This window comes from Vibrio sp. RC2502 (assembly GCF_054850435.1).
Genome location: NZ_CM141453.1, coordinates 1,878,061 through 1,901,242 on the forward strand (window position 1 = coordinate 1,878,061; position 23,182 = coordinate 1,901,242).

General features: G+C 45.7%; 22 protein-coding genes, 2 tRNA genes and 1 pseudogene. 15 read left to right on the forward strand and 10 right to left on the reverse strand.

Annotated elements, in window-relative coordinates; translation table 11 throughout:
* Positions 1 to 69 precede the first annotated feature (69 nt).
* On the reverse strand, positions 70 to 531 hold the full coding sequence (locus ACYJZR_RS08840) for a hypothetical protein (protein ID WP_005500350.1): 462 nt from the start codon (positions 529 to 531) through the stop codon (positions 70 to 72).
* Positions 532 to 872: 341 nt separating this feature from the next.
* Between ACYJZR_RS08840 and ACYJZR_RS08845 the strand changes: the two genes are divergently transcribed.
* The 8 genes and pseudogenes from ACYJZR_RS08845 (at position 873) to ACYJZR_RS08880 (ending at position 4,148) form a co-directional block, all read left to right on the forward strand.
* Entirely contained in the window at positions 873 to 1,319 is a 447-nt protein-coding gene (locus ACYJZR_RS08845) for a DUF3291 domain-containing protein (RefSeq protein ID WP_021449154.1), read from the forward strand.
* Positions 1,320 to 1,433: 114 nt separating this feature from the next.
* Positions 1,434 to 1,796, forward strand: coding sequence for a VOC family protein (locus ACYJZR_RS08850; RefSeq protein ID WP_025441962.1), 363 nt, complete (start codon positions 1,434 to 1,436; stop codon positions 1,794 to 1,796).
* A gap of 162 nt (positions 1,797 to 1,958) precedes the next feature.
* On the forward strand, positions 1,959 to 2,195 hold the full coding sequence (locus ACYJZR_RS08855; RefSeq protein ID WP_406965024.1) for a GNAT family N-acetyltransferase: 237 nt from the start codon (positions 1,959 to 1,961) through the stop codon (positions 2,193 to 2,195).
* On the forward strand, positions 2,195 to 2,497 hold the full coding sequence (locus ACYJZR_RS08860; RefSeq protein ID WP_256097337.1) for a GNAT family N-acetyltransferase: 303 nt from the start codon (positions 2,195 to 2,197) through the stop codon (positions 2,495 to 2,497). The genes ACYJZR_RS08855 and ACYJZR_RS08860 overlap by 1 nt, the downstream gene beginning before the upstream one ends.
* 27 nt (positions 2,498 to 2,524) lie before the next feature.
* Positions 2,525 to 3,151 carry a LysE family translocator gene (locus ACYJZR_RS08865; RefSeq protein ID WP_069501272.1) on the forward strand — a complete coding sequence of 209 codons (627 nt, stop codon included), beginning with the start codon at positions 2,525 to 2,527 and terminating at the stop codon, positions 3,149 to 3,151.
* Positions 3,147 to 3,315 (forward strand): annotated as a pseudogene (locus ACYJZR_RS08870) (maltose O-acetyltransferase); the annotation flags it as partial. The gene ACYJZR_RS08865 and the pseudogene ACYJZR_RS08870, both read left to right, overlap by 5 nt.
* 25 nt (positions 3,316 to 3,340) lie before the next feature.
* A complete protein-coding gene (locus ACYJZR_RS08875; protein WP_025580273.1) occupies positions 3,341 to 3,811 on the forward strand; it encodes a GNAT family N-acetyltransferase in 471 nt (156 codons plus the stop codon).
* 40 nt (positions 3,812 to 3,851) lie between these two features.
* Entirely contained in the window at positions 3,852 to 4,148 is a 297-nt protein-coding gene (locus tag ACYJZR_RS08880; RefSeq protein ID WP_025522945.1) for an antibiotic biosynthesis monooxygenase family protein, read from the forward strand.
* Positions 4,149 to 5,006: 858 nt separating this feature from the next.
* Here the strand turns inward: ACYJZR_RS08880 and ACYJZR_RS08885 are convergent.
* The 8 genes from ACYJZR_RS08885 to hppD form a co-directional block, all read right to left on the reverse strand.
* Positions 5,007 to 5,083, reverse strand: a tRNA-Val gene (locus ACYJZR_RS08885).
* A gap of 32 nt (positions 5,084 to 5,115) precedes the next feature.
* A tRNA-Val gene (locus ACYJZR_RS08890) sits at positions 5,116 to 5,192 on the reverse strand.
* Positions 5,193 to 5,371: 179 nt separating this feature from the next.
* On the reverse strand, positions 5,372 to 5,710 hold the full coding sequence (locus ACYJZR_RS08895) for a hypothetical protein (RefSeq protein ID WP_021486447.1): 339 nt from the start codon (positions 5,708 to 5,710) through the stop codon (positions 5,372 to 5,374).
* A gap of 118 nt (positions 5,711 to 5,828) precedes the next feature.
* On the reverse strand, positions 5,829 to 6,488 hold the full coding sequence (locus tag ACYJZR_RS08900) for a DUF2726 domain-containing protein (protein WP_015296638.1): 660 nt from the start codon (positions 6,486 to 6,488) through the stop codon (positions 5,829 to 5,831).
* A 186-nt stretch (positions 6,489 to 6,674) separates the two neighbouring features.
* Positions 6,675 to 7,343 carry a maleylacetoacetate isomerase gene (gene maiA / locus ACYJZR_RS08905; RefSeq protein ID WP_021454019.1) on the reverse strand — a complete coding sequence of 223 codons (669 nt, stop codon included), beginning with the start codon at positions 7,341 to 7,343 and terminating at the stop codon, positions 6,675 to 6,677.
* Positions 7,344 to 7,364: 21 nt separating this feature from the next.
* Positions 7,365 to 8,402 (reverse strand): fumarylacetoacetate hydrolase family protein, encoded by a 1,038-nt coding sequence (locus ACYJZR_RS08910; protein WP_140114754.1) that lies wholly within the window; start codon positions 8,400 to 8,402, stop codon positions 7,365 to 7,367.
* A gap of 9 nt (positions 8,403 to 8,411) precedes the next feature.
* A complete protein-coding gene (locus ACYJZR_RS08915; protein WP_023584260.1) occupies positions 8,412 to 9,542 on the reverse strand; it encodes a homogentisate 1,2-dioxygenase in 1,131 nt (376 codons plus the stop codon).
* Positions 9,535 to 10,608 carry a 4-hydroxyphenylpyruvate dioxygenase gene (gene hppD, locus ACYJZR_RS08920; protein WP_017448597.1) on the reverse strand — a complete coding sequence of 358 codons (1,074 nt, stop codon included), beginning with the start codon at positions 10,606 to 10,608 and terminating at the stop codon, positions 9,535 to 9,537. The genes ACYJZR_RS08915 and hppD overlap by 8 nt, the downstream gene beginning before the upstream one ends.
* Before the next feature lie 815 nt (positions 10,609 to 11,423).
* Here hppD and ACYJZR_RS08925 point away from each other — a divergent pair.
* From ACYJZR_RS08925 to ACYJZR_RS08955, 7 genes are all read left to right on the forward strand, one after another.
* Positions 11,424 to 12,530, forward strand: a complete 1,107-nt coding sequence (locus tag ACYJZR_RS08925) for a M20/M25/M40 family metallo-hydrolase (protein WP_237460395.1) — start codon at positions 11,424 to 11,426, stop codon at positions 12,528 to 12,530.
* A gap of 267 nt (positions 12,531 to 12,797) precedes the next feature.
* Positions 12,798 to 14,408, forward strand: a complete 1,611-nt coding sequence (locus ACYJZR_RS08930) for a peptide ABC transporter substrate-binding protein (RefSeq protein WP_029843435.1) — start codon at positions 12,798 to 12,800, stop codon at positions 14,406 to 14,408.
* A gap of 166 nt (positions 14,409 to 14,574) precedes the next feature.
* Positions 14,575 to 15,495, forward strand: coding sequence for an oligopeptide ABC transporter permease OppB (gene oppB, locus ACYJZR_RS08935; protein ID WP_017448601.1), 921 nt, complete (start codon positions 14,575 to 14,577; stop codon positions 15,493 to 15,495).
* A gap of 9 nt (positions 15,496 to 15,504) precedes the next feature.
* The gene (locus tag ACYJZR_RS08940; protein WP_017448602.1) at positions 15,505 to 16,437 is read left to right on the forward strand and encodes an ABC transporter permease subunit; all 933 of its coding nucleotides are present in this window, start codon (positions 15,505 to 15,507) and stop codon (positions 16,435 to 16,437) included.
* Positions 16,438 to 16,447: 10 nt separating this feature from the next.
* Positions 16,448 to 17,431 carry an ABC transporter ATP-binding protein gene (locus ACYJZR_RS08945; RefSeq protein ID WP_025633654.1) on the forward strand — a complete coding sequence of 328 codons (984 nt, stop codon included), beginning with the start codon at positions 16,448 to 16,450 and terminating at the stop codon, positions 17,429 to 17,431.
* Between the two features lie 9 nt (positions 17,432 to 17,440).
* On the forward strand, positions 17,441 to 18,421 hold the full coding sequence (locus tag ACYJZR_RS08950) for an ABC transporter ATP-binding protein (protein WP_005454798.1): 981 nt from the start codon (positions 17,441 to 17,443) through the stop codon (positions 18,419 to 18,421).
* 9 nt (positions 18,422 to 18,430) lie between these two features.
* Positions 18,431 to 20,227 carry an aminopeptidase P family protein gene (locus ACYJZR_RS08955; RefSeq protein ID WP_025558195.1) on the forward strand — a complete coding sequence of 599 codons (1,797 nt, stop codon included), beginning with the start codon at positions 18,431 to 18,433 and terminating at the stop codon, positions 20,225 to 20,227.
* Between the two features lie 252 nt (positions 20,228 to 20,479).
* Here the strand turns inward: ACYJZR_RS08955 and ACYJZR_RS08960 are convergent, their stop codons facing one another.
* A complete protein-coding gene (locus tag ACYJZR_RS08960) occupies positions 20,480 to 22,924 on the reverse strand; it encodes a collagenase (RefSeq protein ID WP_406964989.1) in 2,445 nt (814 codons plus the stop codon).
* Positions 22,925 to 23,182 lie beyond the last annotated feature (258 nt).

Genomic DNA, 23,182 nt, shown 5'->3' on the forward strand with positions numbered 1-23,182 from the left:
CCTGCTCACCAATGAGCAGGGCTTTTTAGTTTGGCGAAACATCCAAAGCGGAAATAGACAGAACCTCAACTAAACCTGCACCGCTTTAATATGCTTGATGATACTGGCGTAAAGTAAGGCATACCAAACGATGAATGGCAGAACATCGACGGACGAGCTCACCACAATGCCATCCTCAGGCATCACCGTCATGTAGTAGGCAAGCAAAAATACAGATATCGGAATTAATAACGTACAAAACCGCACTGACACAACAAAGCTGATACTAAAGTAACGCCCAAGGAAATCCGTACCATGTTCTGAACCATTGGCCTTATACGCCCAGTACGTACCAAACAAGACAATCAGAATATAAGACACAGATTCAACAGCATCCCATACATTTTGTGGTTCGAGTGGCGAGATGGAAATAAGCTCAATACCAATAGTCACAAACGCTATGCTTAAAAACATATACAAGAACTTATCTTTTTCCGACAGTTTGTTGGCTCGAATATCGTTCTTCAGACTTTGTACATCCCAAAAATACATAGCGACTCCTTTAAGTATTGCTCGTCTTGAACTGAACACGCCGAGTGATACTTGCGCAATTAATTCATAGTAACTCGAAATATAAATTAAAAATCAAATAGATAGTCAAATCGACTAAAAATACTCTCGCACAAATGGGATGGTTTGTCTCTAAGAAATCTCTCGTTATCGGTACCGTCTTGAACTCAACAAGACCAATGTACCAAACCGATTTTTACAACGTAATTGGCAGTCAAAATCACTCACTTTCTAATTTATCTTTGAAGGCATAAGCAATACATTGCATTATAAGAAGCCGCTTACCGCTATTGCACTAACTTACCGACCAAGGAGGGTCTGAAATGAAATTAGCACAGTTAAATATTGCGCTTGCCAAATATCCTCTGGATGCACCTGAAATTAGAGAATTTGTAGACAATTTAGACTTAGTTAATGGTATTGCTGAAGAGAGTGAAGGCTTTGTTTGGCGTTTAAAAGACGACTCCGGTGATGCCACCAGCATTAAATTGTTTGAAGACCCAAACATGATTGTAAACATGTCTGTCTGGGAAAGTACTGACGCACTCAAAAACTTTATGTTCCGTACTGACCATAGAGATTTCATGCGCCGAAAAAGCGAATGGTTTCATCGATTAACAGAAGATAGCTATGTTCTATGGTGGGTTGAAGATGGCCATATACCAACACCACAAGAAGCTTTATTCCGCCTTCAACATTTGCGCGATAACGGAGATACGCCCTTTGCTTTCACATTTAAAACTAACTTTACAGAAGCAGATCTTACGTGAGCTATGCGCTGGTTAAATCGCTAAGTTGTATAAAGCACCGATATGACATGCCTCACTCCATCATTGGAGTTGTGCACTTCAAGGGAAATTGTAACTGACTCTAAAGGATAAAGAGTGATAGATCATTTTGAAATTAAGGTAGCGGCATTCGAAGAATGTCGTGCATTTTACATGAATGCGCTGGAGCCATTAGGCATTGAACTCAAATGGTCAGATGAAAATGCTGCTGGTTTCGGGCTTTCGAGCGAGCCAAATGTAAGATTTCTCATTGAAAAAGGTGTCAGTAATTCAACATGCCACATCGCTTTTTCTGCATTAGACAAACGACAAGTTACAGCATTTCACGAAGCGGGTTTGTCTGCTGGAGGCAAATGTAACGGGAAACCTGGTTTACGAAGTCACTACGCTCCAAATTACTACGCAGCGTTTTTGATTGATCCCGAGGGTAATAATGTGGAATCCGTGGTGTACCTTTAGTACGCATACAACAAAGCGTTTAAGAGTAACTTCCCAGGCTTGGGATTTTTAACAAATGGCTCTGGTGATTGAAGAGGCATGTAGTAGCAATAGTATTGCTTACCCCCTCTCCCCTCAGCAAGGCGTTATTCGTCAATAGTAAATGAAGAAGTAGACCTTTCGATGTTAACAACAAAAATTGAAACAGAACGATTAATACTACGAGCTTTAGTCGCAGAAGATGCAGGAGACTTGTTTAGTATATTCTCAGACAATGAAGTCATGAAATATTGGAATACTGAACCTTGGGTGTCTGTTGATGAGGCAAAAACATTAATAACTGATAGTGCTCGATCTATGGATAGCAATACAGAAGTGATTCTAGGTATCTACTTAAAAAGCACAGGGCAACTAAGATAATGCTATTTAGCTTTGCCAAAGAGTCTAGACGTGCGGAAATCGGTTTTGGCGTCAGCTGCGATTTCTGGGGAAAAGGTATTGTTCTTGAGGCTGGTTCAGCACTAATTGAGCACGCATTTCATACTCTAAAATTGCGCCGCATCGAAGCTGAAATCGATCCAGACAACATCGCTTCAGGTAAGACTTTGGAGAGATTAGGGTTTGTAAAAGAAGGTTATCTGAGACAACGATGGGAAGTTAATGGCGTTGTGTCGGATTCCGCAATCTATGGCTTACTAGCTAAGCCTTTGAAAATCTCATAATAGTGTATTCAATATGGAGGAAAACAAATGGATTTAAATTCACTAGTGTTGTTTGTCATCGCTTGCCTAGCCATCAATATGATACCCGGACCAGATGTAATCTACATTGTTTCAAACACAATGAAAGGTAAACTGGCCAGTGGAATGAAGGCAGCGATTGGGCTTGGCATTGGTTACTTTATTCATACATTAGCAGCGTGTTTGGGTTTATCCGCAATAATTCTCAGCTCTGCGGTAGCTTTTACAGCAGTAAAATGGCTAGGAGCAGCCTACTTGGTCTATTTAGGTGTCCAAGCGCTACTCTCCATGTGGCGTGGTGAGAGCAAACTCGTGGTCAACGAAAGCATTGGAAGCAACAAAAACGTATTTGCACAAGGTGTCATTGTTAGTGTTTTGAATCCGAAAGTAGCGCTATTCTTCCTTTCTTTCCTACCTCAATTTATCGACACTTCGACAGGCTCCGCATCAACACAACTATTAGTCCTTGGCTTGCTATTCAGTGGATTAGCGACAATGTGTAACGTCTTGTACGCTTCAATCGGAAGTTGGGTATTTAGTCGTTCAAATTCTCAACGCTATTCGCGTGCGCTGGAAGGTGTATCGGGCGTTTTGCTTATTGGGCTAGCAGGTAAAGTCGCTATCAGTGATCGCTAACTTCGGCTGTGTGATTTTGGATGCGAAAATCAAATTTGGTCATAACTGCTCAAGTTGGAATTTATACCGCAGCACATATGCTAAACCTGCAGGAAAGGAATTGCGGTTTAGAATTTGCGAAGCCAATAACCATTGCTGATAACTGTTGGATAGGCAGCCATGCAGCAACGGTAAGTTAAAAGGATTTATATGCTAAATATTCGTCAAGCTTGTATAGAAGATATAACGACTCTGAAGAGGCTGCAGTTTCAACTTAATGAATACCATCAAGCTAATCTTCCAGATGACTTCCTAACACTGGAAGAAATTGAACATAAAATCGATTTACACAAAATTATCGAAAGTGATAGCTCAATTTTTCTCGTTGCTGAAAGCGAAGGGAAGGTAATTGGTTTTGTTTTTGGTGAGCTTTGGGTGCGTAAGTCTTGGACGTTAAAACAGCGAAAAATCGCAAGCGTTGAACAGATTGTAGTGGACTCATGCTATAGAAATCAAGGGGTTGGATTAGCGCTAATAAAGGCGTTCGAGGCAAATGCCATTTATGACGGCGGAGAAGAGTTGTGGTTAGAGGTATATTCCTTTAATAAATCCGCTTTGGGTTTGTACCGTAAAGCCGGTATAGAGCCAAAAATTCAAATTGGTCAAAAAGCACTAACCTGAAAATTAGATACATTTTCAGACCAAAAATAAAGGGAGTTTTATGTTTAGAGTTGTCTATGAATGGCATGTGCCGGTTGAGAAAATGGATGAGTTTCAAAATGTCTGGCGCTCGGCGACAGAATCAATTCATCATTCAGTTGAAGGTGCGCTCGGTAGCTTTATGTTGCGCTCCTATGATACACCTGAAAAAGTTCTGACCATTGCTAAGTGGAACACACGTGAAGACTGGGAGTTATTTTGGGGAAATCGTAACCCAGAAAAGATGCAACAGATGCGTAAAATTGCAAAACATGTTTCGGTTGAAGCATTCGACGAAATAGAAGACAGAACTAAATAACGATTGCGGCGCATAACACAACATTCAAGATGGATTCCTAACACTTTGCATTTTAGTTCCAAAGTGAGCTTCGTATTTATGGCATAATTTGTCGGTAGCGTTACTCACAACCTAATACGGCGTTAAATAAACCAAACTGAGATTAGCGTCGATTTTATTAATATTTGATGCTCGACAGTAGCAAACCTAATCCAAATACTACTTCAAACGGAACATTTGGAGCATAAGTATCGTGAGGGTTGTTTTAGTCGCATTGACGCTGAACCATTTTATTTACTTGTATTTTGAGAATTTTATCGAAGGTGTAATGAATAATGCGAGCACAGCAGGTCAAGCTCCTGGATATGGAATAGTTTATGCGCTGCTGATATTTCCTTTTCAATTATTTTTTGAATTGGTTTTGTTTGCAGCTTTGCTCTATCAAGTGTTCATCGTCCGTCAATGGCATGCGAGTATGTGGTACTGGTCTCCTTTTTTGCTTACATTATTTTTGATTCTAGACATCGGTTACTGACGTTAGCTCATTCACATCAGTCAACAAATCTCATTGATGAAATGGGTGTAAATCCTCGCCAACGCATGGCACATGCCAGTGATAAAACCACTCAGATTTACACTGATAGTCACGACGTAGAATGGCATGAAGTACCAGCCATAAGCGTCGCAATATAGCCCATCTCAAGCGCTGTACAAACTACTGTATTTTGCCACCCTTTTACCACCCCCTCGAACTTTACTCAGTACTAACGCAGAGTAATAACAAGGGGAGAAAAAAGGACAAAGAAGGAATTCTACTTGAATATCAATGAATTACAGACACAAAAAAGCCCACCAGAAAGGTGGGCTTTTTCTAAAATTTGGTGGGTCCGGGCGAACTCGAATCGCCGACCCCTACCATGTCAAGGTAGTACTCTAACCAACTGAGCTACGGACCCAAATTTTTCATTCCTGACCATTCAATTCAGAATGGTGCGTCCGAGTGGACTCGAACCACCGACCCCCGCCATGTCAAGGCGATACTCTAACCAGCTGAGCTACGGACGCATATCTCTGGAACGAGAAGGATATTAGCTATATCCGATCAGGGGTGCAAGCATAAATTCATCAACTTTGAATCGTTTGGTGAAAATGTAAACTCAACACCCGTTTTCAGATGATTTTATCGGCAAGCCCTTCGTCTATTGGGGATAAAAGTGTGATCTATATAACTTTTACGAATTTGTTCAATTGTCGTAAGGCACTTCACTTAACATCCAAATTTGTAATGTCTGGGAAATATCAGGGCAAAAACCAAAAAGAATTTGATATTTAGGCTCAAATGGCTCACCAATGTAGGTAGTGCGGATCAGTTTACCCGTTTTGACATCGACTTGAGTACTTACTCTGCCTTTAAAGTTTTGGAAAATCACAAACTGCTCGCTGTGATAAACCATCTGTTCACGATAAAACAAAAAGTGGTCTTGTGGCGTCTCCGTCAGTTTGCACTCCAGCGGCTTTAAGCTCTGCATTCCTTGCACGTGTGGAGCTAGCAGCAACAGTACAAATATCCATCCATATCGCATACGACTTCCCTATTCCGCTTTCTTTCTCAAAGTATAGGTCTTGGCGTATTGGGCGATACAAAAAAGGCTTTGATCTACACAAATCAAAGCCTTTAGGTTTATCGTTTTATTGGTTGTATTAGTCGTCAGACTCAAACACCACATTGTAGTTTTCAGTATAAGTACAATTAGGTTGACGACTGCAGGTGAAAAATCGTCGTCCTTTAAATTCACCTTGGCTGGCAGTTTTGATGATCATCGGACTGCCGCATTTCTTACAAAAACGCACTTCTTTCTCAGGCTCGATCAAATCAATATGCGCTGCCAACAAGCGGCGTAAACGCCCCACTTGATAACTGTGTTTTACAGAAGTCCCGATCAGAGGCAAGTTGGCAGATTTACATACGTGCATCAGCAACTTCTGACGCTCCACCTTACCTTTATTCAATTGCTGCCCGTTATCAAACTCGATAATTACGCGCGGTTCTAACGTTCTTGGGTCACAAATTACGTAGTCAAAATAACTGCGCGCGATGCGATTATTGGCCACGAAAAACTGCTTTTTATTCTTGATGTCTTTCGGAGCAACCAAAGTAGACATGTTCACCTTGGCAAACACGACAGCATGCTCTCCAACTGCGGCTCTTAGCGCATTGAAAAAAGCACCTTCTTGCCCTCTTAGTAACGGGCCTTTCGCACGATATGGATAGTCACGCGTGTCGTCGTGCTTAATCACGTACTTTTGAATAATAAAGAAGAATACAACCAGAAGAACAACAATGATAAAGATGTTGGTCATAGATAAAGTGCGCCCAAAACAACTAGTTGCTCAAAGCGTAAATGGAAATGCTATACAGAGCAACAAAACCTATCAATTTTGAGGTGCGATGACATAAGCAATGAAGAAAAGTTCGTGGAGGATAAGCAGAAACAAGCCAATCTTTCTAGGGATTGGCTCTTGTACGTTGTGCCTGATTAACAATCATTAAGCGTTAGCGTCTGGTTGATTGTCTGGCATGGCATCAATGAAAGTTGGCAGTTGGTTGCAAGCATCTACAATTGCGTTGATAACCGGATAAGGCGACATATCAACTCCAAAACGTTGCGCGTTGTAGACTTGAGGCACAAGGCAAATATCAACGATGCATGGCGAGTCAGTCACACTGTATTTACAGTTTCCATGCTCTTCTCGATATTTGGCCAGTTTCTCTTCTAACGCAGCAAAGCCTTGTTTGATCCAGTGATGAATCCACTCCTCTTTCTGCGCTTGTTCACAACCTAGTGTTTCTTCCAGATACTGCAAGACACGCAGATTGTTTAAAGGATGAATTTCCATGGCGATGTCCTGCGCCATCGCCAACGCTTGATAACGTAATGGCGTTTGTTCAGGAATGACCGACACATCTGGGTAATTTTCTTCAAGATATTGAATGATCGCGAGTGACTGGTTTAAGCGTAAGTCACCATCCACCAGCACAGGTACCAGCTCTGAAGCGTTAAGATCGTGGTATTGCTCATTGTGCTGTTCACCGCCATTGCGAACTAAGTGAACAGACACTGAATCATACGCCAGTTGCTTTAAATTCAAACATATACGCACTCGATATGCCGCCGAAGATCGCCAATATCCATAAAGAATGATGTCATCGCCCATGGCTTGTCCCTATTTTGCTGTTTAATGTTTCAAGTATTGACTAACTTGCTGATCAATAGCACCAAAAATAGTATTACCTTCAACATCAAACATCTCAAGTTTGATCGAATCACCAAACGACATAAAGTTTGTCGTTGGCTTGCCATCACGAATGGTTTCGATCATACGGACTTCCGCGATACATGAATAACCAACGCCACCTTCCTCAATCGAAGTGCCATGGTCAGTGCCTTGCTTGTTGGACACCGTACCAGAACCGATGATTGCGCCAACCGATAGTGGGCGCGTTTTTGTGGCATGAACGATTAAGTCTGCAAAGTCAAAAGTCATATCAACGCCAGCATTAGGGCGACCAAACGGCTTGTGGTTGTAAGTGGAAACCAATGGTAAATGAACTTTGTTTTCATACCATGCATCGCCCAGTTCATCAGGGGTAACCGCTACAGGAGAAAACGCCGAAGACGGTTTAGATTGGAAGAAACCAAACCCTTTTGCGAGCTCCGCAGGAATCAAACCACGTAGCGAGACGTCGTTCACCAACATAATGAGACGAATAGACTCTTGCGCCTCAGCAATACTTGCGCCCATCGGCACATCGCCAGTTACAACGGCAACTTCGCCTTCAAAATCGATACCCCATTCGTCGCTGGCAAACTCAATATTGTCGCAAGGGCCAATAAACGCATCTGAACCACCTTGATACATCAAAGGATCAGTCCAAAAACTCTCTGGCATTTCTGCGCCGCGCGCTTTACGAACCAACTCGACATGGTTGACATAAGCACTGCCATCCGCCCACTGATAAGCGCGAGGTAACGGAGACTCACAATAATGCGCCTCAAACTCTTCAAACCCAGTGACCGTGCCATTGTTCAGCGCGGTGTAAATTTCTTCCAACTGTGGTGCAACAGCTTCCCAATTATCGAGCGCGACTTGCATAGTCGGTGCTAGATTTCTCGGGTGGAAAACTTCTGTTGCGGGCACGCAGCGCGTTAAGTCTTTGCTCACGACCATCAACAGACCGTCACGAGTGCCATTTTTCTTGGTTGCTAATTTCATCCTTGCCCCTTACTTCTCTTGCCAGCTATAGACGTATTCTTTGTTTTCTACTTTATCCAGTTCATCCGAGAACTGGAGTGCATGACGGGTATCGATCATGACTGCGACCTCATCCGTAAACTTCTTCTTATATTCTCGACCCGCTTTAAACGCTTTTGGATGCGGACCATGAGTAAAGCCTGCCGGATGAAACGTCACCATACCCGCTTCAATGTTATCGCGACTAAAGAAGTCACCTGCGTGGTAGAACAACACTTCGTCATAGTCATCATTGTTGTGGTAGAACGGTACTTTAAGTGCACCAGGGTCACTCTCAATTGGACGAGGAACAAACGTACACACTACAAATCCCGCTCCTACAAATGTAGTATGCGCCGACGGTGGTAAGTGGTAGCGATGTGACATAAGGGGACGTATATCACGCCAATTCACTTTCACTACTGCTAAGTCGCCATGCCAACCAATCGCGTCTAAAGGATTGAACGGATAGGTAATCACGCTAACTTTATCGTGGCGTTTTACCTGAACCTCGGTGCGGTTTTCAGAATATTGCGCACGAAACTCATCATTGATAGATGGAACTTCCAACACCGCTGGGTCAAATACCGCGTGATTCCCTACCATGCCCTTTTCAGGTAAGGAGTACGCTGCATCGGTGTTTTCAATCATGAGAATGAACATAGGTTCACTCGGATCTAAACGCCAACTCGTTGAGCGCGGGATCATGACGTAATCCCCTTCGCTCACTTTCAGATGACCATAGTCACAGTAAAGATCTGCCGTACCTTGATGGATGAACAGCAGCTCGTCGCCATCGGCATTTCTTACCAAGAAATCCATCTTTTCATCCATGCGCCATACACGTATTTTACAGTTAGCGTTGTGCAGTAAGTGCGGTACTGACCAAGGAGAGAGCTGACTGGCTTTATCCACTAAGGTGAAGTCAAAAGCGCGTGGGCGTAAGTCACCTTCCCACTCACACCAACCAGTTGGTGCATGTTGATGATGAAAATGTGCCGCAGGGCCGAAGAACCCACTTCGGCCAGCTTCACGTTCATAAATTGCCTCATCCGGGAAATCCGCATGTGCTTGTTTAGAGCACACTCCCTCCCGATGCGGAAATGTGATCCATTTATGCATCGCTTAGTACTCCTCGGCGAATTTGATCTTCTTCAATCGATTCAAATAGCGCCTTGAAGTTCCCTTCACCAAAGCCTTCATTGCCTTTGCGCTGAATGATTTCAAAGAACACAGGGCCAATAACAGTCTGAGTAAAAATTTGCAGCAATATACCGTCTTTCATTGGCGCGCCATCAATCAAGATCTGCAAATCACGAAGTTTGCTGACATCCTCAGTATGGCCTTCAACGCGCTCATCGACTTTCTCGTAGTAGGTGTCTGGCGTTGGCATAAAGTCCATACCGCGGTCACGCAACGTTTGCACCGTTTGATAGATGTCATCCGTTGTCAGTGCGATATGCTGAATGCCTTCGCCGTTGTATTCGCGGATAAACTCTTCAATCTGCGATTTGTCATCCGAGGATTCATTGATTGGAATGCGGATTTTGCCACACGGCGCTGTCATTGCGCGGCTAACAAGGCCTGTCAGTTTACCTTCGATATCGAAGTATCGAATTTCTCGGAAGTTCCCGATGCGCTCATAAAAACCAGACCATACATCCATATTACCTTGCTTAACGTTGTGCGTGAGATGGTCTATCTCATACAAGCCAACGTCTGATTTAGCTAAGCGATCGTCTGCATCGTCATAAAAACGGAAATCGACGTCGTAGATGCTCTGCTTGCCATAACGATCAACGAAATAAAGCAAGCTTTCACCAATACCGTAAATGGCAGGGATACTCAGTTCCATCGGACCAATTTCAGTTTTGTATTCTGTGCCGCCGTTTTGAATAGCATGTTCAAGCGCAACCGTCGCGTCTTTCACACGAAACGCCATACCACATACAGATGGGCCGTGAACTTTAGCAAACTCCTCCGCCTGGCTATGAGGCTGGGCGTTCACGATAAAGCTGATGTCACCTTGTCGATACAACCATGCTTCTTTCGAACGATGTTTGGCTATTTCAGCAAAGCCTAGCGATGTAAATAACGCTTTTAGTTGTTCAATGCCTTTGCTGTCAGCAGCTGTGTATTCAACAAACTCAAATCCGTCTGTACCTAATGGGTTGTATGTGTCCACCATGACTTTCTCCTTGCGTCACTAATTTGTTTACAGCCTCACTGAGCTGTTTGAACTGATTTTTCTAACTTGGCGCAGGTAGAGAGAAATTGGAATACATCAGCCGAAATCTCTATTTCTATGGGTCTTACGGAGAAATGTAAAATTAATGTTACACCACAAAATCATCAATACATTCGGTTAAAAACAATCCCAAATCCAATTAAATTTCAATCAATTAGGTTGATATTTTTCGATTTACGCCACACCACCAAATGTAAACAACTTGTTACCATGGTGATTTTTATTGGCACCTAGCGACTTTAGATAAGTCTTTGGTTTCATTTAAAGAGAGGTTGGAGAGAGTGAAACAAGCGAGAGTTTCAAGACAACAAAGCGCACGTAAAAAGCGGCCAAGCTCTTATTGAACTTGGCCTATCCAGTTGGCAGTGCGAGGATATGAGTAAACAGAGACGTCATTAATCCACAAATGTGATTTTGCTTCAAATACACCCCACTTATTTACAGTGCACCTTGCAGCAATTATTGACTGCTTTCATTAGTTACATATTTGCTTCGAGCCATAGTGCATTACTGTCTCCGCTCTCAATTACCAAATTGTCACGTGCTAAACCACTTTCGTGATTGCGTCGTCACTTCTGGCATTATCCTCGGTCAGAATCGTGTCAGGCAGTGATTTTCTTTGATTCAACGCAGCTTCACCTACATAAAGCTGTGCAATAAGAGAGATTCTGTTCCCTTTCGAGTCCGTGCCATTGATTTCGAATTCACATCGTTTCTCGGCATCGCCCTCGACCCCAAAAGAAAGAGACACCCAAATGACACAAATTAATCAAGAACGTCTAGTTGAACATTTCTGCCAACTGGTTCGTATCGACAGCGAATCTATGAATGAAAAACAAATTGCAGAAACGCTGGCTGAGCAACTGGGCGAGTTAGGTTTTACTGTTCACAAACTTCCTGTACCAGAACACATTTCTAATGGCTTCAATGTGTACGCACGTTTAGAAGGGAAAAAAGAAGGCTCAATCCTAATGAGCTGTCACATGGATACGGTAACGCCGGGCATTGGTATCGAACCGATCATCGAAGACGGTATCATCCGCTCGAAAGGCAACACCATTCTTGGCGGTGACGACAAATCTGGCATCGCTGCCATCATGGAAGCAGTGCACTGCATCCAAGCTGAAAACCTAGAACACAAAACGCTCGAATTGGCGTTCACTGTACATGAAGAAGGTGGCCTGTTCGGTTCTGAATACTTCGATATGTCTCACGTAACCTCAACAGAAGCGATCGTACTGGACACAGGTGGCCCAATTGGAACTATCGTAACGGCTGCTCCGGGCCAACAAAAGATCGTCGCAACCATCAAAGGCCGCCCTGCACATGCAGGTCTTGCGCCGGAAGAAGGCATCAGCGCGATCATGGTTGCGGCAGACGCAATCAACCAAATGAAACTGCTTCGCATCGACGAAGAAACCACAGCGAACATCGGCATGGTCAACGGTGGTCAGGCAACCAACATTGTGATGCCAGAGCTTAAAATCGTTGCAGAAGCTCGCTCTCTAAATGGAGAGAAACTAGAAGCCCAAGTCAACCACATGATTTCAACATTTGAGTCGGTATGCGAAAAACATGGCGCAGAAGTCGAAATCGAATCTAGCCGCGCGTACGACGCCTTTGTTATCGAAGAAGACAACACGCACGTAACCGCAATCAAAGCGGCGTTTGCAGATATGGGTATCGAAGCGTTCACGAAAGGCACTGGCGGCGGCAGCGATGCGAACAACTTCAACAAGAAAGGTCTGACAACCGTGAATCTATCTACGGGTATGGCTAAAGTGCACACCACGGAAGAGTTCATCGCCGTTGACGATATGGTAAAAATCTCTGAGTTCGTTAAGCATTTTTTGGTGAAGTAGCCTCACTCAAATATTTAGATTAACTTCCGACTTTCATCCCCTTCTCGCCCTGCGCGAAGGGGATTTTTATTTTTGCCCTCCATAAATATTCTTCCCTTAATGCCAACTTGGCAATCAACCGCGATAAAAATTCTACTAGCTCACTTTTTGAGACCGAACAGCCCGGCTTTTAGCACCTTGTTACAACCATGTTAAAACTCGATTGTGCAGACAATTTATACAATATACATTTTGAGCACCTTTGAGGATGAATAGAGTGAGACAAGGATGAAATTACCTAAACTACTTTTGCTAGCATCGATAATGAGTCCGATACTGGCTACACCGAGCTACGCAGTGCCGTATCCGGCTGGCGTGACGCTTGCAGAGACGCAAGAAATTACGCTTAACAACGGTGCGGAAGTCACCTCTATCGATCCTGCAAAACAAGCCGCGGAACCTGCGTTCAACCTTGGTCGAGACTTGTTTGAAGGCTTAACCATTCAGGACAAACAAGGCAAAACGATTCCTGGGATTGCAAAATCTTGGACGGTGAATGACAACAATACCGTTTACACCTTCCACTTGCGCGATGCGAAATGGTCAAACGGCGACGCAGTGACCGCTCAAGATTTTGTCTACAGTTGGCAACGATTGCTCGACCCTAACACGGCATCACCTTACGCTTGGTTTGCCGCCATACCGAATATCCTAAACTCGCAAGCCATTATGAAAGGCGAAGCAAAACCTGATTCATTGGGCGTGAAAGCGTTGGATGAAAAAACCTTCCAAGTCACTTTGGAGCAGCCAATTCCGTTCTTCATAAAACTCCTGAGCCACCCCGTTCTTGCTCCGGTTCATCAAACAACGGTAGAGGAACACGGCAGTAACTGGACACAACCTGAGAACATCGTAACCAACGGCGCGTTTACCGTTTCGGAGTGGAAGGTAAACGAGAAGATGGTAATGAAGAAAAACCCGCACTATTGGGATGCAAACAACGTCGTCTTAGATAAAATCACTTGGCTGCCGATCGGTGATGCTAATGTCGTGCTAAATCGCTACCTAGCAGGCGAAATCGATCAGGTCATGTCGATTCCTGCCGCACAAAAAAGGAAACTAATAAGCAAACTGCCTCAAGATGTGGCTGATACGAGTGCTTCGCTAGGTTCGACTTTTTACTACCTAAATACGCAAGAAGGACCGACCAAAGATCGTCGAGTTCGCCAAGCCCTCTCCTACGCCATTGATCGCAATCTACTGACTGATTCGATTTTAAGAAATGGTGGCATTCCGATGTTCACGCTAGTACCACCGCAAACCGATGGGTTTCAATCACACACACCGGAATATTCAAAGTGGGACCAAATCCAACGAATTGACGAAGCAAAGCGTTTGTTAGCAGAGGCAGGCTACAACCAAAGTAATCCACTTAAGTTGACGTTTACCGTCCCGACTTTCTCGATGGATGTAAAAATGGCGACAGCCATGGCGGGCATGTGGAAGAGCCGTTTAGGCGCACAAGTCACTATCAAGCAGTTGGAACCTAAAGTCTTCTATGCCTTGAAAGAACCCACAGAAATTACGCGCGGCGGTTGGACTGCCGACTACAACGAGGCATCAACTTGGTTAGATATCTTCGTCTCAAATGGCGAATACAACGATTCACGTTACCACAACCCGAAATACGATGAGTTGATGTCGCAATCTAAGACCATGAGCGACCCATCTGAGCTGTATCTGCAAGCAGAAAGCATGTTGATTGATGATATGGCGATCATTCCAGTTTACCGTCCCGGCAACGATCAATACCTGATCAAGCCTTATGTCGGTGGCTACGAGCGCACTAACCCCGAGTCCTCGTACTACCGCAAGAATGTCTATGTGAAAGTCCACTAAAGGCATGTTTCGGCCTGTGTCGATAAGGTAACTAGCACTGACATTGCCAATACATGGCATACCTTCTCGAACCTCTCTTTCCTCGGTAATGAGCACAGGCCAATTTTTTTCACCTTTTATTCGACGCGGCAGGATGTGGCGTCGTTTTACCCAAGGATGATGGATCATGATTTGGTACATTCTGAGACGGCTAGCCATCGCCGTTCCAACCTTACTGTTTATTGCACTGGTTTCTTTCTGGTTGATGCACATCGCGCCCGGTGGCCCGTTTGATATGGAACGCCCAATGCCGGAAATCGTACGCGCCAACATCGAAGCAAAATTCCACCTTGATGAACCGTTTCTGGTTCAGTTTTGGATTTACATTACAAACTTTGTGCAGGGTGATTTAGGCCCAAGCTTTGTTTACCAAGACTTCTCTGTCACTCAACTGGTCGCCCAATCTTGGCCCGTATCGGCAATGCTTGGGGTGCTCTCTTTTAGCATCTCAGTCCCACTTGGAATGCTGCTCGGCACTATTGCCGCGTTAAAGCGCAATAGCCGTTTGGATTACGGATTAATGACACTGTCGATGACGGGCGTGGTTGTTCCTGCTTTTGTTTTGGCTCCCGTGCTTGTCACCATTTTTGCGATTCAGCTTGGTTGGCTCCCCGCTGGTGGCTGGGAAGGTGGGCAATTAGCTTTTCTTGTTTTGCCGGTATTAAGTCTGGCCATTGGATCAGTCGCTAGCATCGCGCGTGTCATGCGCGGCGCGATGATTGAAACCCTCAATCAGCCTTACATTCGCACCGCAAAAGCGAAGGGATTATCGACCGCCTACATATTGTTCCACCATGCACTGCGTCCGTCATTGATCCCCGTCGTCGCCATGCTCGGGCCAGCTTTTGTCTCTGTCGTGACGGGCTCTGTCATCATCGACATCTTTTTCGGCACTGGTGGTATGGGCCAGCACTTTGTCTCTGGTGCACTGAATCGCGACTACGGCTTAGTAATGGGCATCACCTTAATTGTCGCCTCACTCACCATCTTCTTTAATCTTGTGGTCGATTTGTTGTACACGGTGATCGACCCACGTATCCGAGTTTAGGAGTCAAACATGTTATCGATTAAGAAACTGGATACTCAATCCTTACAAGACCAAGTCGTAGACAATATCGAAGCGGTGGAAGGTCGCAGTTTGTGGCAAGACGCCTGGGCTCGTTTTCGAAAAAACCGCGCCGCGATGACATCGGTTTATGTGCTCACGTTCATCACTTTGTGCATCACGTTTGGCCCCTCGATTGCGGCCTTTGGACACGATGAGATTGATTGGGACGTACTCGCCGATCCATACGAACTAGGGAAGCCATCACTTAGCAGCGGCCATTACTTTGGTACCGACGATCTCGGCCAAGACCTGTTTGCCCGCACCATGCAAGGCGGTCGCCTTTCGATTTTAGTTGGCTTTGTCGGCGCGTTAGTCGCCGTCGTTATCGGAACGATTTGGGGCAGCATTTCAGGCTACCTAGGCGGCGTTGTAGATAGCGTGATGATGCGCATCATCGAAGTGTTGGATTCAGTACCATTTATGTTCATGGTCATCCTTTTCGTCACCCTCTTTGGCAACAACATCTATCTGATTTTTATCGTAATTGGCATGGTGTCATGGCTGGGAATCGCTCGCGTGGTACGCGGCGTGACCTTCGGAATTAAAAAGCGCGAGTTCATCGAAGCGGCACATTCCATTGGCGTTTCAAAGTTCACCATCGTTCGTCGTCACGTGCTGCCGAACGTATTGGGAATAGTGATGGTCTATTCATCGCTCATGGTGCCCGGTTTCATCATGTTTGAATCCTTCTTGAGCTTTTTAGGCTTAGGCGTCCAACCACCAGACACCAGCTGGGGAATACTGATTTCCGAAGGCGCAAAAACCATTGACGTTGCCTTGTGGATGCTACTCTTCCCATCCCTATTCTTGGTCACAACCCTATTCTGTTTCAACTTCATCGGCGATGGCTTACGCGACGCTCTTGACCCAAAAGATCGATAAGGACAACTCCATGCTATCTATTGAAAACATGAACGTGCGCTTCGATACGCCAGACGGACAAGTGCAAGCGGTCAGCAACCTTTCCTACTCTATTAAAGCAGGAGAAACGCTCGGCATTGTGGGTGAATCAGGCTCTGGTAAAAGCCAATCGGTATTTGCGCTGATGGGGCTCACCGCCGACAACGGTAATGTCTCCGGTGAAGCATTATTTCATGGCGAGAACTTACTCTCAATGTCCAAGAAGCAGCTCAACCGTATTCGCGCAGAGAAAATCGGCATGATCTTCCAAGATCCCATGACCTCTCTGAATCCATTTATGAAGATAGGCAAGCAGCTGAGCGAAGTGTTGATGGTGCACAAAGGCATGAGTCGCAAGCAAGCCATTGCGGAATCCATTCAGATGTTGGATGCGGTGCGGATTCCTTCTCCGGAAACACGCATGAACCAATATCCACACGAGCTTTCTGGCGGTATGCGCCAACGTGTGATGATTGCCATGGCGCTCCTGTGTAAACCAGAGCTGCTCATCGCTGATGAGCCAACCACCGCATTGGACGTGACCGTACAAGCCCAAATTTTGACTCTGTTACGTGAGTTACAAAAAGAGTTTAATACCGCGATATTGCTGATCACGCACGACATGGGCGTTGTAGCCGAAATGTGTGACCGCGTGTTGGTAATGTACGGCGGACAAAAAATGGAACAAGCAGATACGGACACCCTCTTTGCTCAGCCCGCACACCCTTATACCCAAGGCTTACTGAGAGCAATTCCTTCGATCACCGAAGACATGCCTCGTTTGCCAACTATCCCTGGCAATCCACCGAGCGCCTTAATTAACCACCAAGGCTGCCCGTTTAGAGATCGCTGTGATTACCGACTCGCTCGCTGCCAAGCCGAAACGCCGAAGTTTATGCCGCTCAATGGTCGTCAATCCATCGCCTGCCATGTCAAAGCACAAAGCAGCATTTCACTCATCCACCAGTCGGCTTAAGGAAACGTTATGAATCAGAAAGAAGTGTTATTGTCCGCTCGCGATCTGCAAGTGCATTTTCCTGTTTCGCGACACCTCATTCCGAGCCGAAGAAAGATCGTACAAGCCGTCAACGGCATCGATTTGGATGTTTATCGAGGCGAAACTCTTGGCATTGTTGGCGAATCAGGCTGCGGAAAATCCACCTTAGCGCGAGCTCTGCTGCGCTTAGTTGAACCCACGCACGGTAAGCTCACTTGGAAAGGTGAAGACATGCGTGGCTTCAGCAAAAACAAGTTAGCGCGTCGTCGCCAAGAATTTCAGATGATATTCCAAGACCCATCGGCGAGCCTCAATCCGAGATTGACGATTTCAGAATGTATCGCAGAGCCGTTACTCACACACCAACCTCAACTCAAACGCGCCGAAGTCGAAAAACGCGTCATTGCAATGATGGACAAAGTGGGTCTGTTGGCAAGCCAACGTAACCGATATCCGCATGAGTTTTCTGGCGGTCAGTGCCAACGTGTTGGCATCGCGCGCGCCTTAATCCTCAATCCGGACTTGGTGGTGTGTGATGAACCCGTCAGCGCATTGGATGTTTCGATTCAAGCGCAGGTCATTAATTTGCTCGACGACCTTAAACAAGAAATGGGACTGACACTGGTGATGATCGCTCATGACCTAAGCGTTGTGCGCCATATCAGCGATCGAGTGATGGTGATGTACCTTGGCAAACCAATGGAAGTGGGACGTTACGACCAAGTGTTCGACGATGCTCAGCATCCCTACACAAAAGCATTGCTTTCTGCGGTACCGATTGCCAATCCGCAACTTGCACGCAACCGCGACATCCAATTGTTGCCCGGAGACCTCCCCTCTCCGCTCAACCCACCCAGCGGTTGTGTTTTTAGAACCCGATGCCCAGAAGCTACGGAACTATGTGGGCAGCAAAGCCCAGTCAAAACAGGCACTGAGCAACATCATATTTACTGTTCAAACATGATTTAGGACGTTTTCATGAATACAACAAACTCGGTTAACCAACGCCTTTCATCGCTACGCGACGCAATGGCAAACTACAAGGTTTCGGCCTACATCGTCACAAACAATGATCCCCACAATAGTGAGTATTCCGCTGACCATTGGGCTGGACGCACGTGGATTTCTGGCTTTACTGGCTCGGCTGGTAATGTCGTCATAACTCAACAAGGCGGTGGATTGTGGACAGATGGTCGCTACTACATTCAAGCAGAAGAACAATTGCATGGAACAGGGTTAGACCTTTTCAAAGCGCGTCAGCCGGAAACCCCCACCATTCCTAAATGGCTTGCGAATACCCTCGACGAAAACAGCGCGATTGCCGTGGATGGACGCTCGATCAGCTACGCATTTTACCAAGAACTTAAACAAGCGCTTGAGCCAAAGAACATCGAGATTGTTCTCGACCTCGATCTGATAACGCCAATCTGGACTGACCGCCCGAGCAGACCGAGCGCAGAAATTTTTGACCATCCGGTTGCGTTTTCTGGTGTAGAAACCAAACAAAAACTCGCAGATATTCGTAAATGGCTCAATGAAAACCATGCGGACTGTTTATTGGTTTCAACCCTTGACGATGTGATGTGGACACTGAATATTCGTGGCGGTGACACGCTTTACTGCCCGGTTTCAGAGTCCTATCTTATCGTCGAACGAGACCGCGCGACGGCGTTCATCGATAAACAAAAGTTACCAGCCGAGATAGAGAAGAAGCTGACTGCGCAAGGTGTGAGCGTTCGTCACTACGAGTACGTCAGCCAGTATTTGAATCAGCAATGTGAAGGCTTGTCGCTTGCTTTTAGCCCGGTTTATACCGACAGCTTGTTGGTTAACTCCATTGAGCATAACCTTTCATTAAAGCCAATGGCTTGCCCGGTCACCGACATGAAAGCCATCAAAAATAAGACCGAGTTAGCCAATCTCGAACAGTCATTGACGGACGATGGTGTGGCTGTCGTGAAGTTCATGAGCTGGTTAGAAGACCAAGTCCCAAGCGGGCTTGTTACTGAGCTGTCAGCCGAGGCTCAATTGAAAAGCTATCGCCGTCAAACTCGCCATTATGTGAGCGACAGTTTCCGCACGATTGCAGGCTTCGCCGCACATGGCGCGAAAATGCACTACGCCGCCGATGAAGAAAGCAATGCCGTTGTCAATGAAAGCAATTTCTTCCTTGTAGATTCAGGCGGCCAATACCTTGGCGGCACAACAGACATCACCCGTACTTTCCACTTCGGGTCACCGACCATTAAACAGCGCAAAGACTACACGTTAGTGCTGAAAGCGGTCATCCGACTGACTCAGACTCGATTTATGAAAGGCTCTACGGGTGCCAATCTCGACATCATGGCGCGAGGTGTGCTGTGGCAACATGGTATTGATTACAAATGCGGTACAGGACATGGTGTGGGTATTTGTTTGAATGTCCATGAAGGGCCACAAAACTTCTCGCAAAGCCACCGCGAAGTTGAGCTAAAACCTGGCATGGTGATCACCAATGAACCCGGTGTTTACCGTGAAGGTGAATACGGTGTTCGGATCGAAAACATCATGAAAGTGGTTGAAGTCGAGCAAAATGAGTTCGGTATTTTTTATGGCTTCGAGACCATTACGCTGGCACCAATCGCCACGAACATGCTTGATGTCTCTTTGCTAAGCCATGACGAAATTAACTGGCTAAATCAATACCACTCTCGCGTCTACCAAGCACTCAGCCCATTTCTTGATGAGCACGACAAAGCTTGGCTTCAGCGCGCAACTCAGTTTATAGAGTTTTAGACAAACTGCCCTATCTCCCGATTTCATTTTCATTTCAAACTCCCTGTTTGATTGCCAGCCTTCGGGCTGGCTTTTTTTATCCGCCTATGTGCGCACCTCTTCTTGTTGCTGAAAGCTTTGCTTTGCACAAATAAATGCCAATGATTAACGCTCATTAGTCGTCACAGAAAGCACTAAATACGCTCCGCCGATGACCAAATACAAAAACGCCCTGCCAATATGACAGGGCGTCTATTTGTGTAAAAATGCGCGTTACTCTCGGCAAGCTTCCGCGTCAAAATCTACAACAATCGCGGCATTTTCAAAACTGCCAGAGACTTTGATATAGCCCCAATAATTGGCTTGGTTTGAAACGGTTATGCACTCTTTGTTACCAGCATTGTCTGACCAACCATGTAGGTTTGAACCATCTGGCCAGCCTAGGTTGCTGTATTCAATTTTGAGGTCACCCGTGCCATTGCCAGTTGAGATAGCAATGTTCGCATGTTCATTAACTGCAGGCACACTCAGCCAAATGGTTTGCTGATTTGACAAACAGACAGGCTCGCCAACATTTAAACGACCACCACTCACTTTGCTTTGTACCGCGCAATCTTGCGGAAGCGTACTACTGCCGCCAGTCACCGAAACCTTCACATTGTGGGTCGCGGTAGCTGTCAAACCGTCATTATCTGTCACTGTTAAACTGACCGTGTACTGACCTTCACTCCCATATTGGTGCGTCGGCTGGGTTTGTGTGCTGGTCGTGCCATCACCGAAGTCCCACAACACACTGACGATTTGCCCGTCTGTATCCGTACTGTTCTCACTGCTGAATGTAATGCTTTCACCGACTTTTCCCTCATTGTTTGCGGTTATTACTGCATTAGGAGCGCCACCTGAAACCAATGACTGTTGCCACTGTTCAAACTCGCTCTGGTATAGGTTCGCCCATTGATTGATGGTCGCCTTGTAATTGCTCCAATTACCTTGGCGTGTTTCCACCAGCATTTGGTTTACATCATCTTTATGTCGCTCAAACATAAATCGAACGACCAGATAGCCCCAGCGATAAATTCGGTCAACATCAAAGCCATCGTATGTGGTTTCAAAAACCTCGCTCAAGGTGTAAGTAGAGCCGTCTCGAATCGTATCTAACGCCGCTTGATTGTCTTTTTCGTTTGCGATGTATTCTGCAATGCCTTCACTCCACCACACTACCTTTTCAGTTGGATGACCAAAACCGCCATAAAGGTCGAATCGGCCATCTAGGTAATGCACGTATTCATGTTCTAAGTTCCAAACAAAATGGTCAGGGTTAGCATAAGACGCTTCATAAGCGACAAAGTTAGGAATATTTCCCGGCTTGGACGGGTCACCCTCAAGGTACATGCCGCCGTTGTTGGTACTGATATCAAAGATTGGCCCCGCGTATTTTCCGTAGTCGTCGCTGGAATCAAAAATATTCACTTGAAGCTGTGTATTATGATCATCAGCGACTGGCTGCTCGCCAGTTTCCAAAGATTGATGAAAATACCCTTCTTCGTAACCCATTTTGCTACAAGCGGCCACATGCTGCTCTTGCGTCATGTTTTGCGACAAAATACGGATGGTTGGGCTACAAGTGTAGGTTTGCGATAACACCAAACCTTTGAGCTTGGTTTCGAAATCACAAATTCCGTACTCGCTGCATTCGGCGTAGTACGAGACCGTATCCGCAGCAGCAAGCCAAACGGCATCCCCTTTTCCATACATCTCGTAGCGAGCAAAAATATCTTTTAACTTGCTACTCACCGTTGTGGCAGCGCTGCCCGAATATTTGGTCAGACGCCCCAATTCACGACCCGCATTTGCCACCATAAACTCGTCACTCGCTCCTATCGAGGACTCTCTCAACGCAAAGTCGCCCAATGCTTTTGCAAGTTCGGTTTGGTTACCGATGATTTGCAAATATTGGTCATTCCACTGACCGCCGAATAAGATGGTAAACACCCCATTCACCGCGTTGCGCATGTACCAGTTTTGAGCGTATTGGTCATTCCAGCGCGTCAGCCACTCCGTCACTTGCGGTAAATAAGCGTGTTGCAGCCCGGCACTGTCCATCGTGATGATCACTTCACTTAATACCTTGCCGTGCGGGTCGCTGTTTTCGTAAAAATTAGCGTTGTTTACAAACGCGTCTACCGCCTCTTGCACTGCGGGCGTGACCCAAGAAACAAACGAGATATTGTTGTTGTAAAACTCGGCGTAATAGCCAGCACGCAAATACAAGTACAAGGCTTCAAGCTCATCACTACCGCCGCCAGTATAGGCTTTCGCCAAAGTCACCGTATGCTTTGCCACGTTGTACATGTGGTCCGAATCAAACGCCGCTTCTTGCACTCGGCTTTGAGCAGAGAACAGCTCGTTGATGCAACTTGCACCTTGAGTTTTTATCGCGCTGATCAAGTCGTTGCTGTTGGTGGTTGTGAACGATTCTACGTCACAAACCACGCTTGACGCTTCAACCGATTGGATAGCCCGCGTACGTAACGTCTGTTTCGGTAGCTGTGGTAACAATTCTGTCGGTGCATACTCAGGCTGCGCCGTTTCTACACCGTGTTCGTGCTGATGATGTTCAACTTTCTCTGTGACTTGCGCTACTGGCTCGCTCATTGCGAACGCAGCAGTGCTGCTCAAGGTTGCCGCAATCGCGACGCTGAGGGTTTTCAGTTCCATCTTTGTTCTTCTATATAATGTGTTCCTTAAATGCCGATACCACGTGACATCACTTCGTGCTCTTTTCACAACAAAGAGCATCCTCATATAAATCTGATTGAGCTTTAAAATAAACAATTCATTAACAAACAAATTTAGCGGTATCACTTTTTAGTACCCAATTCGCCACACTACGAACTTTATTAAAATCGATTTGCTCAATAGACTTTGATGAACTAGCACTTAAAGACGCCACAACGAAGGATTTTTGCGTTATGA

Bases quoted from the DNA above. Each gene is read 5' to 3' on its own strand.
- ACYJZR_RS08950 (WP_005454798.1), top strand. From the start codon at position 17,441: ATGAATCAGAAAGAAGTGTTATTGTCCGCTCGCGATCTGCAAGTGCAT.
- ACYJZR_RS08840 (WP_005500350.1), bottom strand. From the start codon at position 531: ATGTATTTTTGGGATGTACAAAGTCTGAAGAACGATATTCGAGCCAAC.
- ACYJZR_RS08900 (WP_015296638.1), bottom strand. From the start codon at position 6,488: ATGACCAACATCTTTATCATTGTTGTTCTTCTGGTTGTATTCTTCTTT.
- ACYJZR_RS08860 (WP_256097337.1), top strand. From the start codon at position 2,195: ATGCTATTTAGCTTTGCCAAAGAGTCTAGACGTGCGGAAATCGGTTTT.
- hppD (WP_017448597.1), bottom strand. From the start codon at position 10,608: ATGGTGGACACATACAACCCATTAGGTACAGACGGATTTGAGTTTGTT.
- ACYJZR_RS08865 (WP_069501272.1), top strand. From the start codon at position 2,525: ATGGATTTAAATTCACTAGTGTTGTTTGTCATCGCTTGCCTAGCCATC.
- ACYJZR_RS08940 (WP_017448602.1), top strand. From the start codon at position 15,505: ATGTTATCGATTAAGAAACTGGATACTCAATCCTTACAAGACCAAGTC.
- oppB (WP_017448601.1), top strand. From the start codon at position 14,575: ATGATTTGGTACATTCTGAGACGGCTAGCCATCGCCGTTCCAACCTTA.
- ACYJZR_RS08915 (WP_023584260.1), bottom strand. From the start codon at position 9,542: ATGCATAAATGGATCACATTTCCGCATCGGGAGGGAGTGTGCTCTAAA.
- maiA (WP_021454019.1), bottom strand. From the start codon at position 7,343: ATGGGCGATGACATCATTCTTTATGGATATTGGCGATCTTCGGCGGCA.
- ACYJZR_RS08875 (WP_025580273.1), top strand. From the start codon at position 3,341: ATGCTAAATATTCGTCAAGCTTGTATAGAAGATATAACGACTCTGAAG.
- ACYJZR_RS08960 (WP_406964989.1), bottom strand. From the start codon at position 22,924: ATGGAACTGAAAACCCTCAGCGTCGCGATTGCGGCAACCTTGAGCAGC.
- ACYJZR_RS08925 (WP_237460395.1), top strand. From the start codon at position 11,424: ATGACACAAATTAATCAAGAACGTCTAGTTGAACATTTCTGCCAACTG.
- ACYJZR_RS08855 (WP_406965024.1), top strand. From the start codon at position 1,959: ATGTTAACAACAAAAATTGAAACAGAACGATTAATACTACGAGCTTTA.
- ACYJZR_RS08880 (WP_025522945.1), top strand. From the start codon at position 3,852: ATGTTTAGAGTTGTCTATGAATGGCATGTGCCGGTTGAGAAAATGGAT.
- ACYJZR_RS08910 (WP_140114754.1), bottom strand. From the start codon at position 8,402: ATGAAATTAGCAACCAAGAAAAATGGCACTCGTGACGGTCTGTTGATG.
- ACYJZR_RS08845 (WP_021449154.1), top strand. From the start codon at position 873: ATGAAATTAGCACAGTTAAATATTGCGCTTGCCAAATATCCTCTGGAT.
- ACYJZR_RS08955 (WP_025558195.1), top strand. From the start codon at position 18,431: ATGAATACAACAAACTCGGTTAACCAACGCCTTTCATCGCTACGCGAC.
- ACYJZR_RS08895 (WP_021486447.1), bottom strand. From the start codon at position 5,710: ATGCGATATGGATGGATATTTGTACTGTTGCTGCTAGCTCCACACGTG.
- ACYJZR_RS08945 (WP_025633654.1), top strand. From the start codon at position 16,448: ATGCTATCTATTGAAAACATGAACGTGCGCTTCGATACGCCAGACGGA.
- ACYJZR_RS08930 (WP_029843435.1), top strand. From the start codon at position 12,798: ATGAAATTACCTAAACTACTTTTGCTAGCATCGATAATGAGTCCGATA.